This is a genomic window from Massilia sp. 05N420 (genome assembly GCF_056397205.1).
The window spans coordinates 47,654-61,214 of the sequence record NZ_JBFTMX010000031.1 but is presented as its reverse complement, the minus strand read 5'-3'; the positions used below and the strand labels follow the sequence as shown (position 1 = coordinate 61,214).

Here is a 13,561-nt window from a genome sequence, read left to right as displayed (position 1 = left end):
TCATCGGCTTCGGCGATGCCACTCAGCCGTTGCGGCCGGTCATCCTTGCTCAAGGCCAGGAAACGGTGACGCCATCGAAAGCTGGTCGCGCTGGCCACGCCGATCTCGCGCGCCGAGCGGCGCACGCTGCGGGAATCGAGCATGCAGCCGAGGTAGTCGAGCCAGTGTGCCTTGTAGCGCAGCCGGGCCAGCGGCGTGCCGCTGAGGGCATTGAAGGTGCGATGGCAACTGAGGCAGCGGTAGCGCTGCAGTCCGTGCGCATGACCGTGGCGATAGGGTTTGTCGGCCTGGCAGTGCGGGCAGCAGAGTGGCATGCCGGGCTGCTCGACGATCTCGAGTACACGGTCGAGGCCGGCCGCCGATTGCAGCAGGTCGAGCAGGCGGTCGCGCTGGCGCCGCGTTAGAGAGGACAGGCGTTGCAGGAACTGTTCGAACTGCCGTGCTTGCATGGGGCCTCCGTCAACGGTTCAGGTCGACATTGGACCGCAGGCTTGCAGAAAAGATTCCACACTTGGCGCGAACAGCGCCAACCTATTCGGCGTCCCGCCTCACGATAGGATTCCTCGTTTGCGTCCACCCGCTCATCAGGGAATAGCCCACCGCCAGCAGGGTCGGTCCGATGAACAGGCCGACGAAGCCGAAGGCGATCACCCCGCCCAGCACGCCGAGTAAGGTCAGCAGGAAGGGCAGGCTCGAGCCGCGGCTGATCAGCATCGGCCGCACCACGTTGTCGACGCCGCTGATCCCGAAGAAGCCCCATACCAGCATGAAGATGCCCCAGCCGGTGCTGCCCTGGGCGAACAGCCAGATCGCCGCGCCGCCCCAGATGATGGGCGGGCCGACCGGAATCAAGGAGGACACGAACACCAGCACCGACAGCAGCAGCACCGCTGGCACGCCGGCGATGGCGAAGCCGATCGCCGCCACCAGGGCCTGGGCCAGGGCGGTGCCGAGCAGGCCGTACATGACGCCGCGCACGGTCTGGCTGACGGTCTCCGTCACCGACTCGGCTTCCTCGTTCATGATGCGCTTCATGGCGGCCGCGATCACGGCGTTCAGCGCCTCGCCGTCGCGGTAGAAGAAGAAGCTGACGAAGGCCGCCAGGGCCATCTGGACCACGCCCGCGCCCAGCACGATGCCGCCGGCCACCAGGTAGTGCCGGGCAGGTTCGGCCATGCGGCGCGCCAGTTCCATCATGCGGTCGCGGCTGGCCAGCAGCTCGCGCAAATAGATGTCGATCTGTTCGCCGAGCAGCGGGATCGCGCGGATCCAGGGCGGCGACTGCAGGTTGCCGCGACTGAGCTTGCGCAGCTCCTCGAGGGCGGCGGCGGCGTTGTCGGCCAGGTTGTAGGCGACCAGGGCCAGCGGAATCACGACCAGCAGGGTCAGCGTGAGCGTCATGGTCAGCGCCGCCAGGGTGCGGCGTCCGTGCATGCGCCGGCGCAGCCTCAGGTACAAAGGCCAGGACGAGATGACGACGGCGGCGGCGAACAGGATCGCGGCCAGGAAGGGCCTCAGGACATACAGGCAGCCGAGCGTGAGGAGGATGACGGCGGCAGCCCGGGTGGTGTTCTTTCCAGGCCGCTGGTCCATTTCCTTGGCTTAGCTAAGCAGCTGGCGGACGTCGTGGACGATCGAATCGGCGCTGCCGCCGTGGCGGATGAAGAGGCGCAGCCGGCCGTCGCGGTCGAACACATAGCTGCCGGCCATGTGGTCGATGGTGTAGCTGCCGGGGCTTGAACCCGGCACCTTCGAGTAGAACACCTTGAAGTCCTTGGCCGTCTTCGCGGTCTGTTCAAGGGTGCCGTACAGGCCCATGAAGCGCTTGTCGAAGGCCGGCACATAGCTGGCCAGCAGCTGCGGGGTATCGCGCTCGGGGTCGAGGGTGATGAACAGCACCTGCACCTGGTCGGCCTGCGGGCCCAGCTTCTGCATCACGCTGGCCATTTCCGCCATCGTGGTCGGGCACACGTCCGGGCACTGGGTGTAGCCGAAGAAGACGACCACGACCTTGCCCTTGTAGTCGGCCAGGGTGCGCGGCTTGCCGTTGAAGTCGGTCAGGCTGAAGCCCTTGGCGTAATCGAGGCCGGTGACGTCGGTGTTCTGGAAGCTGGCCTGCTTGCCCGGCAGCTTGTCGCAGGCGGCAAGGGAAAACGCCAGGGTGGCGGCGACAAGTGCGGACAGCAGTTTTTTCATGTCGAAGGAATCAGAAAGTCAGGTATTGCTTCACATAGTGGTCGACCAGCAGCGCGGCGAACAGCAGCGACAGGTAGATCACGGACCAGGCGAAGGCCTTGCGCGCGACCTGGTCGCTGTAGTGCTTGTGGACCAGCCACCCGTGGCGCAGGAACACGGCGTTCAGGCCGATGGCGGACAGCAGGTAGAGCCAGCCGCTCATGCCGACCGCGAACGGGAACAAGGTGCAGGCGGCCAGCGCGATCGAATACAGCCAGACCTGCTGGCCGGTGTACTTCATGCCATGGGTGACCGGCATCATCGGCAGGCCGGAACGGACGTAGTCGTCGCGGCGGTACATGGCCAGCGCCCAGAAGTGCGGCGGCGTCCAGACGAAGATGATCAGCACCAGCAGCCAGGCTTCCATCGGCACCGTGTTCGCCACCGCGGCCCAGCCCAGGGCCGGCGGCATCGCGCCGGACAGGCCGCCGATCACGATGTTCTGTGGCGTGTTGGGCTTGAGCAGGACGGTGTAGATCAGCGCATAGCCGACGAAGGTGACGAAGGTCAGCCACATTGTCAACGGATTGACCATCGTGTACAGGATGCCCATGCCGGCGCCGCCGAGGATGGCGGAGAAGAACAGGGTCTGGGTGGTCGACAGCTCGCCCATGGCGGTGGCGCGGCGCGCGGTGCGGGCCATGCGGGCGTCGACTTCGGCCTCGATCAGGCAGTTGACGGCGAAGGCGGCGCCGGCCAGCAGCCAGATGCCGAGCGTGGCCCAGAACAGCACGTGCCAGCCGGGGAAACCGTCGGTGGCGAGGAACATGCCGATCACGGCGCAGAAGACGGCCAGCTGGGTGACGCGAGGCTTGGTCAGCGCCCAGTATTGCGAGACGCGGCTGGGCGGTTTATGGGTTGCGGTTTGGGTAATCATGAGTGGCCCGCGGGCGCCGCCTCCGCTTCATGCCGGGGGGAGCGCACCAGGTCGAGTTGATACTGTACCTTGTAGTTTATCATGGTCACCAGCAAGACAAGGAGGGCCGCCCCTGCGTTGTGCAGCACAGCAATTGCAAGCGGGAAATTAAAAAACACGGTCGCGACCCCCGTCAGGACCTGCGCCAATAATACTAAAGCAATATTCCGGGCGGCGCCGTGCAGGCCCGGCAAACGCCAGGCGCGCCAGGCTGTGAGGCCCAGCACCAGCACCACGACGGCCGCGAAGTTGCGGTGCACCCAGTGGATGGCGGTCAGGGCCGAGAACGGCAGGTAATGGCCGGCGGCCGTTTTGCCCAGTTCCCTCCACAAGGTGAAGCCGTGTTGAAAGTCCATCTCTGGGACAATTTGTCCTTGGCAGAGTGGAAAGTCATTGCAGGCAAGCGTCGCATAATTGGTACTCACCCACCCGCCGAGTGCCAACTGGATGAGCACGACGGCGCCGGCCAGCCAGGCAAGCGGACGCAGGCGGCGCAGCGCATCGGCCATTTTCTGGGCGTCCGGCGGCGCCAGAACCGGCATCGGATGCAGCAGATTGTCCTCGCGTCCGCCCAGCCAGACGGCCAGGGCCAGCAGGGTCATGCCGAACAGCAGGTGCAGGGTCACGATCACCGGCTGCAGCTTCATGGTCACGGTCCAGGCGCCGAACGCGCCCTGCACGCACACCCAGAAAAACAGGAGCGTTGGCAGCCAGGGCGAATGCGAGCGCCCTTTCGAGCGCCGCCATTGCACCCACGAAGCCACCATCAGGCCGATGATCATGAGGCCGATGCCCATCGCCAGGAAGCGGTGGATCATCTCGATCCAGGCTTTCACCTTCGTCACCGGACCGGTCGGCATCAGGGCCTCGGCGGCGGCGATGTGGGCATGGGCCAGGAAGGGGTTGGCTTCGCCGTAGCAGCCCGGCCAGTCGGGGCAGCCGAGGCCCGAATCCGTCAGGCGGGTGAAGCCGCCGAACACGATCAGGTCGAAGGTGAAGAAGGCGATCACCCAGGCCAGCTTGCGGTAGCGGTTGCCGCCGGTCGCCATCCAGACGACGGACAGCGGCACGCTGGCGGCCAGGATGCCGGTCAGGGCCAGCAGTATGAAATTCGAGACTTCCATGATTCTTGCATCAGCCGACCGAAGAAGCCTTCAGCAGCTTGTTGATATCCTTGTACACTTTGCGCGGTTCCGGATCCTTCGGGAAGCGCATCATCAAATGGCCCAGCGGGTCGATCATGTAGATGTGATCGGTCACGCCGGTCCCCGGCTCGGCCGGCAGCCAGTTCGCCACGGCCTGGGCATCGGCGCGCAGCATGTGGGTGCCGTCGAATTCGCGGATCACGATGGTGTCGAGCGGCTCCTTGTCGTCGATCAGCCAGACGCGCTCGATGCGGTCCTGTTCCTTGCCCTGCATGAGGCGCAACTGGCGCATCGCGAACAGCTGCTTCCGGCAGGCCTCGCCACAGGCGCCGGGCGCCACCATCAGCATCACCCACTTGCCCTTGAACTGGTCCAGCGCCACCGGCTTGCCGTCCAGGGTGGTGGTCGCCATCGCCGGTATCGGGTGGGCGCGCTGGTCGATCAGGGTGCCGTAGTTGTTGCGCTTTTCCGGCTTGAGCACGTAAAAGGTGAAGTATGACGCGATCAACGGCGAAGCGCACACCAGCAGCACCAGCCAGAGCATCCAGCGGCCGCGCTTGCGTTGTTGGGGTTTAGCCGGCTTGTTTGGTTCCACGTCGAAATCCTGTAATCACAAAAAAGAGGAAAGCCATCGCCGCCAGCGCATACCACTGCACGGCATAGCCCTTGTGGCGGTCGATGTCCAGGCTGGGCATGGGCCAGTTGCGCGTCAGGCCGTCGCCCGGCGTGCCTGGCCCGGTCTGTTCGACCACGACCGGCAGCAGGTCCAGGCCGCTGGCGCGCGCCACGTCGGCCGGGTCCGTGTTCTGCACGATCGCGTTCGGCGCGAGCGGCGCCGCCGTCCCCAGCTGCATCACGCGGGCCAGCTGGCGCACCGCCCTGCCCTCGAGCGTGACCTGGCCCGCGGGCGTCGTATAGGGCGGCAGCTTGTCGTGCTCGGCCGTATTACGCGGCAGCCAACCGCGCGCGACCAGTACGGACTTGCTCGACCCCGCTATTTTAAACGGCATCAGCAAAACGAATCCGCTGCGGCCATCTTGCGGCCGGTTGTCGAGGAACACCGGCCAGTTGGGGACGAATTCCCCGGTAACAATGACACGGTGAAACTCCAAGGTGGCGGGATCGACGGCGCCGCCATCGAGCCTCAGCGGGGGCGCCGCCATGCCCTGTTCCAGTCTTGTCTGCAAGACGGTTTTCTCGGCCGCGCGGCGGGTTTGCCAGTTGCCCAGCACGATCCCCAGCACGACGAGGACGAGGGTGGCAAGGAAGGGAACGGTCCTGAAATGGAAGCGAAGTCGCATACAATGTCACTATTCCAACTCGGGGCCAGTCATGAAAATCGTCGTCGCCATCGCCTTCGTGCTCATCATCGCCAGCCTGGCCTCCGCACTGTTCTTCCTGATGCGCGACAAGGGCCGCAGCAACCGCACCGTGCAGGCGCTGGCGATGCGGGTGGGGCTGTCGATCACGCTGTTTCTGCTGGTGCTGTTTTCTTACAAGATGGGGTGGATTCAGCCGACGGGATTACGCTAGCCCATAAACGTCGTCCCCGCGAAGGCAGGGACCGAAGTCAGCTTGCGTTTCGATAGTTCATGCAGAACTTGGATCCCCGCCTGCGCGGGGACGACGATTCAAGGCTTGCGGGACTTCTTACAGCCAGTAGACGACCACGTACAAACCCAGCCACACCACGTCCACGAAGTGCCAGTACCACGCCGCCCCTTCGAAGCCAAAGTGGTGTTCCGGCGTGAAGTGGCCCTTCAGTACGCGGTACAGCACCACCGACAGCATGATCGCGCCCATGGTCACGTGGAAGCCGTGGAAGCCGGTCAGCATGAAGAAGGTCGAGCCGTAGATGCCCGAGCTGAGCTTCAGGTTCAGTTCGGTGTACGCGTGGTGGTATTCGTAGGCCTGGAAGCCCATGAAGACGGCGCCCAGCAGGATGGTGCAGAACAGCCAGAAGGCGGTCTTGCTGCGGTGGCCGGCGCGCAGGGCGTGGTGGGCGATGGTCAGGGTCACGCCCGAGCTCAGCAGCAGCGCGGTGTTGATGGTCGGGATCGGGAACGGGCCCATCGTGTTGAAGGACTCGACGGTGCCGGCCGGGCCGACGTTGCCCCAGTGGCCGGCGAAGTCGGGCCAGATGACCTTGTGGTCGAGGTCGGACAGCCAGGGCATGCTGATCGAACGCGCATAGAACAGTGCACCGAAGAAGGCGCCGAAGAACATGACTTCCGAGAAGATGAACCAGCTCATCGACCAGCGGTAGGAGCTGTCGATGCGGGCGCCGTACTTGCCCGATTCCGATTCGCCGATGGCGTCGCCGAACCAGAAATACAGTACCACGAGCATGGCCAGGATGCCGGCCGTGCAGACGCCGGGACCCCAGGACGTGCCGTTGACCCAGCCGGCGGYGCCCGCCATCGTGACGAGCATCGATAGGCCGCCAGCCATCGGCCACCGCGAGGGGCCAGGGACGAAATAGTACGGCGCATTTTGTGGCGAACTCATTCTCATCTCCTCAAACGAACTTTTTGATTTGTCGAATTCCTGCTTGCTGCTTGTTCCTTATTTCGCCACCACCATCCGCACCACGAACAACAGGATGCCGATGAAGATTGCCGCCCCGAGCAAGCCGCCGACGATCACGTGGATCGGGTTCAGGTTGGCGGCGTCGTGGTCATAATCCTTGCGCTTGCGGACCCCGAAGAAGGACCAGAACACGGCCTTCATGGTGGCGCCGAAGCTTGCTTTGCGTTCCTCATTCATTTTTTGCCACCGTGCCGCCGCCGATCTCGAAGAAGGTGTATGACAGCGTGATGTTCTTCACTTCGCGCGGCAGCGCCGGGTCGATGAAGAACACCACCGGCATCTGGCGCGCCTCGTTCGGGCCCAGCACCTGCTCCTTGAAGCAGAAGCACTCGACCTTCTTGAAGTGCGGCGTCGCCGACTGCGGCGCGTAGCTCGGGATGGCTTGCGCCTTCACGGTGCGCGCCTGGGTGTTTACGACCTCGTAGACCACGGTCGCCATCTCGCCCGGGTGCACGTCGATGCTGCGCTGGGTCGGACGGAAGCGCCACGGCCCCTGCGCATTGCCGTCCAGTTCGACGGTGACGGTGCGCGTCAGGTCGACCTGGGTGTTGGCCGGACGCTCCACCGTGCCGTCCTTCTGCGTCAGCACGTTGATGCCGAGGACTTCGCAGACCTGGCGGTAGATCGGCACCAGCGCATAGCCGAAGCCGAACATCATGCCGGCCACCACCACCAGCTTGGCGAAGGTGGTGCGGTTCAGGGCCAGGCGGCCGCGCTGTTCGGCTCGTGGTGCGTCGCTCATCTCAGCTCAGCCAGAGCCGCTTGACGAACAGCAGCACGAAGAAGAACAGCGCCAGCCCGCCTACCAGCCAGGCCGTGCGCAGGTTTTTCCTGCGCAGCCGGGCGGCACGCTCCTGGCTTGATTCAGCCGTCATCATCTCACTTCACCAGCGGCGGGTGCTCGAAGGTGTGGAAAGGCGCCGGGCTCGGCACCGTCCACTCCAGGCCTTCCGCGCCTTCCCAGGGCTTGGCTTCCGCCTTCTGGCCGCCGCGGATGGTCGGCAGCACCACGAAGAACAGGAAGTAGACCTGGCTCAGGCCGAAGCCGAAGGCGCCGATCGACACGATCTGGTTGAAGTCGGTGAACTGCACGGCGTAGTCGGCATAGCGGCGCGGCATGCCGGCCAGGCCCAGGAAGTGCATCGGGAAGAAGGTGATGTTGAAGGTGATCAGCGACAGCCAGAAGTGGGCCTTGCCGCGGCCTTCCGGATACATGTGGCCGGTCCATTTCGGGGCCCAGTAGTAGAAGCCGGCGAACAGGGCGAACAGCGAGCCGGCCACCAGCACGTAGTGGAAGTGGGCCACCACGTAATAGGTGTCCTGCACCTGGATGTCGATCGGGGTCACGGCCAGGATCAGGCCGGTGAAGCCGCCCATCGTGAACACGAAGATGAAGCCGACCGCGAACAGCATCGGCGTTTCGAAGGTCATCGAGCCCTTCCACATGGTGGCGACCCAGTTGAACACCTTCACGCCGGTCGGCACCGCGATCAGCATGGTGGCGTACATGAAGAACAGCTGCGAGGTCACCGGCATGCCGGTGGTGAACATGTGGTGGGCCCAGACGATGAAGGACAGGATCGCGATCGAAGCGGTCGCGTACACCATCGAGGCGTAGCCGAACAGCGGCTTGCGGGCGAAGGCCGGGATGATCTGCGAGACGATGCCGAAGGCCGGCAGGATCATGATGTAGACCTCGGGGTGGCCGAAGAACCAGAAGATGTGCTGGTACATGACCGGGTCGCCGCCGCCTGCCGCGTTGAAGAAGGAGGTGCCGAAATGGCGGTCGGTCAGGGTCATGGTGATGGCGCCCGCCAGCACCGGCATCACGGCGATCAGCAGGTAGGCGGTGATCAGCCAGGTCCAGCAGAACATCGGCATCTTCATCAGGGTCATGCCAGGCGCGCGCATGTTCAGGATGGTGACGATGATGTTGATGGAACCCATGATCGACGAGGCGCCCATGATGTGCAGGGCGAAAATCGCCATGTCCATGCCCGGGCCCATCTGGGTCGACAGCGGCGCGTACAGGGTCCAGCCGGCGGCGGTGGCGCCGCCCGGCACGAAGAACGAGGTCGCCAGCAGGATCGCGGCCGGCGGCAGCAGCCAGAACGAGAAGTTGTTCATGCGCGCGAACGCCATGTCGGAGGCGCCCACCTGCAGCGGGATCATCCAGTTGGCGAAGCCGACGAAGGCCGGCATGATCGCGCCGAACACCATCACGATGCCGTGCATGGTGGTCAGCTGGTTGAAGAACTCGGGACGGAAGAACTGCAGGCCCGGCTGGAACAGCTCGGTGCGGATCATCAGCGCCAGCACGCCGCCCGAGAGCAGCATGGTGAACGAGAACCACAGGTAGAGGGTGCCGATGTCCYTGTGGTTGGTGGCGAACAGCCAGCGGCGCAGGCCGGTCGGATGGTCGTGTGCGTGATCGTGCGCATGGTCGTGCGCGCTCCGGTCATCGTGATTGTGTGCGTGATCGATGGTGGAACTCATTTCAGGGTCTCCGATTCCAAGCGCTTATTTGCCGCGGGCGGCCAGGACTTCCGACGGCTGGACGATGTTCTCGCCGGCCTTGTTGGTCCAGTTATTACGGGTATAGGTGATCACGGACGCGATGTCGGTGTCGGACAGCTGCTTCCATGCCGGCATGGCGCTCGGATACTTGCCGCTGTGCTTACCGTTCAGCAGCACGTTGATCTGCTCGGCCTTCGGACCCAGCACGACCGGCGAACCGACCAGCGAGGCGAAGGCGTTCGGCACACCCTGGCCGCTGGCCTGGTGGCAGGCCACGCAGTTGGCGGCGTAGATCTTCTCGCCCTTGGTCTTCAGTTCGTCGATGGTCCAGACCTTGTTCGGATCGTCGGCCAGGGCCGCCATTTCCTTCTTCTTGGTGTTGACCCAGGCGGTGTAGTCCTCGCTTGATACGACTTTCACGACGATCGGCATGAAGGCGTGTTCCTTGCCGCACAGCTCGACGCAGTTGCCGCGGTAGGTGCCGATCTTCTCGGCCTTGAACCAGGTGTCGCGCACGAAGCCCGGGATCGCGTCCTGCTTGACGGCGAAGGCCGGAATCGTCCAGGAGTGGATGACGTCGTTGGCGGTCAGCACCAGGCGCACCTTCTTGTTGACCGGCACCACCATCTCGTTGTCGACTTCGAGCAGGTAGGTCTCGGTGCGCGCTGTGGTCGGCGCCACGCCCGGCTCGCCGACGGCGCTGCGCGGGGTCGACAGGTTCGACAGGAAGCCGATGCCCTCGCCCTCGCCCTTCAGGTAGTCATAGCCCCACTTCCACTGCATGCCGGTGACCTTGATGGTCAGGTCCGGATTCGAGGTGTCCTTCATGGCGACGACCGCGTGGGTGGCGGGCAGCGCCATGCCGATCACGATCAGGAAGGGCACCACCGTCCATGCGATCTCGACGGCGGTCGATTCGTGGAAGGTGGCCGGTTTGTGGCCCAGGGATTTGCGGTGCTTGAACACCGAATAGAACATGACGCCGAACACGCCGATGAAGATGATCAGGCAGACGATCATCATCCAGTTGTGCAGGCTGTAGATATAGTCGCCGATGCCCGTTACGGCAGGCTGCATGTTGAGCTGGTGCTCGACCGGCCGCCCGATGACCTCGGGCTCGGCCCACGCCAGGGCCGGCATGCCGGCTCCTACCGCGAGACCGGACATCGCCGCTTTTAATCGCTTTGCATAAGTCATGTTGTCCCCAACCACCCAAAAAAATTGAATTTTCTTAAAGAGGCCGGCACTCCATGAACGAACTGCCGCCGCTCCGAAATCCTTCCTGCAAACTTCGACCATCAGGGACTACGCGACCTCGATGAACGCTTTTGCTCGGGCCCCGGACCGCAAAACGCGGTTTCCGAAGCCTTTGGTGTTGCTGCAACCAGTTCGACTACACGCTGTTTTTGCTGAAGTTTTTAGCGTGATGACTGCTTAAGTCGAAAAAAGTGTCATTGATTATACTGAAATCGCTAATTTTTATTCAAGGAAAATTACCTCAACCGCATGATGATGCATGATGCACTGCGGCAATTTCTCGCGCTGACTGCGGACGCGGCGCTTACTGGCGTGGCTGGAAACGCACGATCGCCTCGCCCGCCGCCGTGACTTTCGGCGCCGGCCGGAAGGCGTGGCCGTAGATGATCTCGAAGGTCAGGCCCAGTTTGCCGTCCGGACGGCGCTGGCTTTCCAGGGCATCCAGCATGCGCTGCCAGGCCGCGCGCCCGACCAGGCCGCGGCGGCGCGTGGCCAGCGGATTGCCGCCGAAGGCGCGCACGTCAAGCAGCAGGGCCTGCGCGCTGTCGTAGGTGACCGTGATCTGCTCCATGTCCATGACCGGCGTGGTGAAGCCCGCCTCCACCAGCTGGTCGCCGAAATCGTGCATGTCGACGAAGGGCAAGGTGTGCGGGGTTTCGTCCATCGCCGTAAAGGCGTTGCGCAGCTCGAGGAAGGTATCCGGGCCGAAGTTCGAGAACATCAGCAGGCCGTCCACGCGCAGCACGCGCCGCCATTCCGCGAACACGCGGTCCGGCTGCGGATGCCAGTGCAGCGCCAGGTTCGACCATACGAGGTCGACCGAGTTCGGACCAAGAGGCAGCTGGCCGAAGTCGGCGCAAACGAGATCGATGCCGCTCTTGGCCGGCAGCAAACGGCTGAGGAGGGAGCGCGGCGCCTGGCCGGCCCCGGCGGCGGCACGCAGCGTCGCCGGCACCGCGTCCACGCCCAGCACTTGGGCAGCGGGATAGGCTTTCTGCAGCGCGGCGAGATCGGCGCCGGTGCCGCAGCCGGCATCCAGCACCTGCTGCGGAGAATTCTTCACGAGCGACAGGCGCTCGAACATGCGTCCGGCGATTTCGCGGCGCAGAAAATCCGAGGGCGCCACGCGGGCGGGGTCGGCAAACAGCTGCTTGATGCGCGCCGGGTCGATCGGCGCACTCATCTTGGAGGGGGATTGGGGCGAAGCCATGGGTCAACTGCGGTCAAATTGGGACATGGCGGCAGTGTACATGATGGGGCCTGAACCGTTTGGCGACAGGCTCCTTATGCTCCGACACCCGCTGCCCCCGCTCCGCCGCTGGCCACGCGCCATGCTGGATCTGCTGCTGCCCTCGCAGTGCGCCCTGTGCGGAGGCGGCTGCGACGACGTCGTCTGCGCACCCTGTCGGGAACATTTTTGCCAACCGGCAAAAAATCGCTGCGCCCGCTGCGGCAATCCGTTAGTTACCCCGTCGTTCCCGCGCCCTACCCCGTCGTCCCCGCGCCCTACCCCGTCGTCCCCGCGAAGGCGGGGACCTCAGTTCCGCGAGCATAACGACAACAAAGAAAGCACCTGCCCCACCTGCCAGACCTACCCACCCCACTACGACGCCACCATCTTCGCCATCGACTACACCCCACCCCTGGACCACCTGGTCCTGCAACTGAAATTCAGCGCCCGCCTGCCGCTGGCCCCCTGGTTCGCCCGCATGCTGAGGGACGCCGTGCTGGCCCGCCCCGGGCACCCATTGCCCGACCTGCTGTGTCCAGTACCGCTGGGCCCAAACCGACTGGTCGAGCGCGGCTTCAACCAGGCCCTCGAAATCGCGCGGCCGCTGGCCGCCTCGCTGGGCGTGGCCCTGCAGCCGGCGCTGGCCTCACGCCGGGTCGATACGCGCGCCCAGTCCGGCGTCTCGCCGCACGAGCGCGCCGACAACATCCGCGATGCCTTCGTCATCGAAGACCCGGACCTGGCGGACGGCCGCCACGTCGGCATCGTCGACGACGTCATGACCAGCGGCAGCACGCTGGACGAGCTGGCGGCCACCTTCAAGCGCTTCGGCGCCGCGCGCGTGACCAATCTCGTGTTCGCGCGCACGCCGCCGCGCGCCTGAGGCGGCGGCGGTTGACACGGCGCGCGGACAGCTCAGGGCCCGGGATGCGGATTGTCGGGCAGCGAAGGCAGCGCGCTCAGGTACTCGTAGACGGCGCGCAAGTCGTGCGTGGTCATCTTGCCGACCGTCGGCCAGGGCATCACCTGCAGGATCTGGCCTGCCGGATCGTGGGGATTGTGGCCGGTGCGCAAGGTCTGCACGAATTCGTCGCGCGTCAGGCCCGCCGGGCGCCCCTTGCTGTCCGGCGTCAGGTTGGCGGCGGTGATGGTCGGACCGAACATGCGGCCGCCCGACATATATTGCTCGGCATTGATGCGCTCAGGCTGGCCCTGGAAGGGATCGCCGCCGGGGGAATAGCTGGGGTGGGTGTGGCAATCGACGCAGCCCATTGTGTTGACGATATAGCTGCCCTGCCAGACCATGCCGCGCGACTTGCCCTTCAGGTTCAGGATGACGCCGGCCGGCACGATTTCCCGGCCGCGCTGGACGCGGCCGTCGTTGTCGTCCAGTGTGGGGCTGGCAGCGCTGGCGCTGGCATTGGCGTTGGCATTACCGTTGCCGGGGCCGGCGCCGGCAAGCAGCGGCAGGGCAGCGGCCGAAGCCAGGACGATGGCCGCCCAGCGATGGCGGCGGGAAAAACCGGATCCGTTCATAGTTGCTCCTCGTGTCGAAGTACACCGTTGGGCCGAAAACGAATCCACTCAGTATAGGCAGAGCCTGTCAATACGCCAGGCGAATTCTGCCCATCGATCCTGATAGGACGACTTTGCAACAGCGATGCCGTTCTG

The 13,561-nt window shown here is 64.7% G+C and carries 17 protein-coding genes; 2 read left to right on the top strand and 15 right to left on the bottom strand.

Going from position 1 to position 13,561, the window contains the following annotated elements; all coding sequences use genetic code 11:
* The 7 genes from AC1DIX_RS19250 to AC1DIX_RS19220 form a co-directional block, all read right to left on the bottom strand.
* The coding region (locus AC1DIX_RS19250; RefSeq protein WP_477326559.1) for a transposase at positions 1-449 on the bottom strand (449 nt) is incomplete at its 3' end.
* Between the two features lie 82 nt (positions 450-531).
* Entirely contained in the window at positions 532-1,593 is a 1,062-nt protein-coding gene (locus AC1DIX_RS19245; RefSeq protein WP_477326557.1) for an AI-2E family transporter, read from the bottom strand.
* 9 nt (positions 1,594-1,602) lie between these two features.
* A complete protein-coding gene (locus AC1DIX_RS19240; RefSeq protein WP_477326555.1) occupies positions 1,603-2,196 on the bottom strand; it encodes an SCO family protein in 594 nt (197 codons plus the stop codon).
* A 10-nt stretch (positions 2,197-2,206) separates the two neighbouring features.
* The gene (gene cyoE, locus AC1DIX_RS19235) at positions 2,207-3,112 is read right to left on the bottom strand and encodes a heme o synthase (RefSeq protein WP_442124249.1); all 906 of its coding nucleotides are present in this window, start codon (positions 3,110-3,112) and stop codon (positions 2,207-2,209) included.
* Positions 3,109-4,275 carry a COX15/CtaA family protein gene (locus AC1DIX_RS19230; RefSeq protein ID WP_442124248.1) on the bottom strand — a complete coding sequence of 389 codons (1,167 nt, stop codon included), beginning with the start codon at positions 4,273-4,275 and terminating at the stop codon, positions 3,109-3,111. Before AC1DIX_RS19230 ends, cyoE begins: the two co-directional genes overlap by 4 nt.
* A gap of 10 nt (positions 4,276-4,285) precedes the next feature.
* Positions 4,286-4,891, bottom strand: a complete 606-nt coding sequence (locus AC1DIX_RS19225; RefSeq protein WP_477326553.1) for an SCO family protein — start codon at positions 4,889-4,891, stop codon at positions 4,286-4,288.
* Positions 4,869-5,597 (bottom strand): SURF1 family protein, encoded by a 729-nt coding sequence (locus AC1DIX_RS19220; protein WP_442124246.1) that lies wholly within the window; start codon positions 5,595-5,597, stop codon positions 4,869-4,871. Before AC1DIX_RS19220 ends, AC1DIX_RS19225 begins: the two co-directional genes overlap by 23 nt.
* Positions 5,598-5,628: 31 nt before the next feature.
* Between AC1DIX_RS19220 and AC1DIX_RS19215 the strand changes: the two genes are divergently transcribed.
* Complete coding sequence (locus AC1DIX_RS19215) at positions 5,629-5,829, top strand: twin transmembrane helix small protein (protein ID WP_442124245.1); 201 nt, start codon at positions 5,629-5,631, stop codon at positions 5,827-5,829.
* Between the two features lie 117 nt (positions 5,830-5,946).
* Here the strand turns inward: AC1DIX_RS19215 and AC1DIX_RS19210 are convergent, their stop codons facing one another.
* The 7 genes from AC1DIX_RS19210 to AC1DIX_RS19180 all read right to left on the bottom strand — a co-directional run bounded on the left by AC1DIX_RS19210 (position 5,947) and on the right by AC1DIX_RS19180 (position 11,869).
* Entirely contained in the window at positions 5,947-6,804 is an 858-nt protein-coding gene (locus AC1DIX_RS19210; protein WP_477326551.1) for a cytochrome c oxidase subunit 3, read from the bottom strand.
* Positions 6,805-6,861: 57 nt separating this feature from the next.
* Positions 6,862-7,062, bottom strand: a complete 201-nt coding sequence (locus AC1DIX_RS19205; RefSeq protein ID WP_442124243.1) for a DUF2970 domain-containing protein — start codon at positions 7,060-7,062, stop codon at positions 6,862-6,864.
* The gene (locus AC1DIX_RS19200; protein WP_477326549.1) at positions 7,055-7,627 is read right to left on the bottom strand and encodes a cytochrome c oxidase assembly protein; all 573 of its coding nucleotides are present in this window, start codon (positions 7,625-7,627) and stop codon (positions 7,055-7,057) included. Before AC1DIX_RS19200 ends, AC1DIX_RS19205 begins: the two co-directional genes overlap by 8 nt.
* 1 nt (position 7,628) lies before the next feature.
* Positions 7,629-7,763 carry a hypothetical protein gene (locus tag AC1DIX_RS19195; protein WP_442124241.1) on the bottom strand — a complete coding sequence of 45 codons (135 nt, stop codon included), beginning with the start codon at positions 7,761-7,763 and terminating at the stop codon, positions 7,629-7,631.
* 1 nt (position 7,764) lies between these two features.
* Positions 7,765-9,381, bottom strand: coding sequence for a cytochrome c oxidase subunit I (gene ctaD, locus AC1DIX_RS19190; protein ID WP_477326547.1), 1,617 nt, complete (start codon positions 9,379-9,381; stop codon positions 7,765-7,767).
* A gap of 24 nt (positions 9,382-9,405) precedes the next feature.
* Entirely contained in the window at positions 9,406-10,599 is a 1,194-nt protein-coding gene (gene coxB, locus AC1DIX_RS19185) for a cytochrome c oxidase subunit II (RefSeq protein ID WP_442124239.1), read from the bottom strand.
* 364 nt (positions 10,600-10,963) lie between these two features.
* Positions 10,964-11,869: a methyltransferase domain-containing protein gene (locus AC1DIX_RS19180; protein WP_477326545.1), complete on the bottom strand. Its 906-nt coding sequence runs from the start codon at positions 11,867-11,869 to the stop codon at positions 10,964-10,966.
* A gap of 121 nt (positions 11,870-11,990) precedes the next feature.
* Here AC1DIX_RS19180 and AC1DIX_RS19175 point away from each other — a divergent pair, with 121 nt between their 5' ends.
* Positions 11,991-12,773 carry a ComF family protein gene (locus tag AC1DIX_RS19175; protein ID WP_477326543.1) on the top strand — a complete coding sequence of 261 codons (783 nt, stop codon included), beginning with the start codon at positions 11,991-11,993 and terminating at the stop codon, positions 12,771-12,773.
* 32 nt (positions 12,774-12,805) lie between these two features.
* Here AC1DIX_RS19175 and AC1DIX_RS19170 read toward each other — a convergent pair whose 3' ends face one another.
* Positions 12,806-13,426: a hypothetical protein gene (locus AC1DIX_RS19170; RefSeq protein ID WP_477326541.1), complete on the bottom strand. Its 621-nt coding sequence runs from the start codon at positions 13,424-13,426 to the stop codon at positions 12,806-12,808.
* Between the last annotated feature and the right edge of the window lie 135 nt (positions 13,427-13,561).

Excerpts from the sequence above, each read along its gene's own strand:
- AC1DIX_RS19245 (WP_477326557.1), bottom strand. The coding sequence starts at position 1,593 with ATGGACCAGCGGCCTGGAAAGAACACCACCCGGGCTGCCGCCGTCATC.
- AC1DIX_RS19240 (WP_477326555.1), bottom strand. The coding sequence starts at position 2,196 with ATGAAAAAACTGCTGTCCGCACTTGTCGCCGCCACCCTGGCGTTTTCC.
- cyoE (WP_442124249.1), bottom strand. The coding sequence starts at position 3,112 with ATGATTACCCAAACCGCAACCCATAAACCGCCCAGCCGCGTCTCGCAA.
- AC1DIX_RS19230 (WP_442124248.1), bottom strand. The coding sequence starts at position 4,275 with ATGGAAGTCTCGAATTTCATACTGCTGGCCCTGACCGGCATCCTGGCC.
- AC1DIX_RS19220 (WP_442124246.1), bottom strand. The coding sequence starts at position 5,597 with ATGCGACTTCGCTTCCATTTCAGGACCGTTCCCTTCCTTGCCACCCTC.
- AC1DIX_RS19215 (WP_442124245.1), top strand. The coding sequence starts at position 5,629 with ATGAAAATCGTCGTCGCCATCGCCTTCGTGCTCATCATCGCCAGCCTG.
- AC1DIX_RS19205 (WP_442124243.1), bottom strand. The coding sequence starts at position 7,062 with ATGAATGAGGAACGCAAAGCAAGCTTCGGCGCCACCATGAAGGCCGTG.
- AC1DIX_RS19200 (WP_477326549.1), bottom strand. The coding sequence starts at position 7,627 with ATGAGCGACGCACCACGAGCCGAACAGCGCGGCCGCCTGGCCCTGAAC.
- AC1DIX_RS19195 (WP_442124241.1), bottom strand. The coding sequence starts at position 7,763 with ATGATGACGGCTGAATCAAGCCAGGAGCGTGCCGCCCGGCTGCGCAGG.
- coxB (WP_442124239.1), bottom strand. The coding sequence starts at position 10,599 with ATGACTTATGCAAAGCGATTAAAAGCGGCGATGTCCGGTCTCGCGGTA.
- AC1DIX_RS19180 (WP_477326545.1), bottom strand. The coding sequence starts at position 11,869 with ATGGCTTCGCCCCAATCCCCCTCCAAGATGAGTGCGCCGATCGACCCG.
- AC1DIX_RS19175 (WP_477326543.1), top strand. The coding sequence starts at position 11,991 with ATGCTGGATCTGCTGCTGCCCTCGCAGTGCGCCCTGTGCGGAGGCGGC.
- AC1DIX_RS19170 (WP_477326541.1), bottom strand. The coding sequence starts at position 13,426 with ATGAACGGATCCGGTTTTTCCCGCCGCCATCGCTGGGCGGCCATCGTC.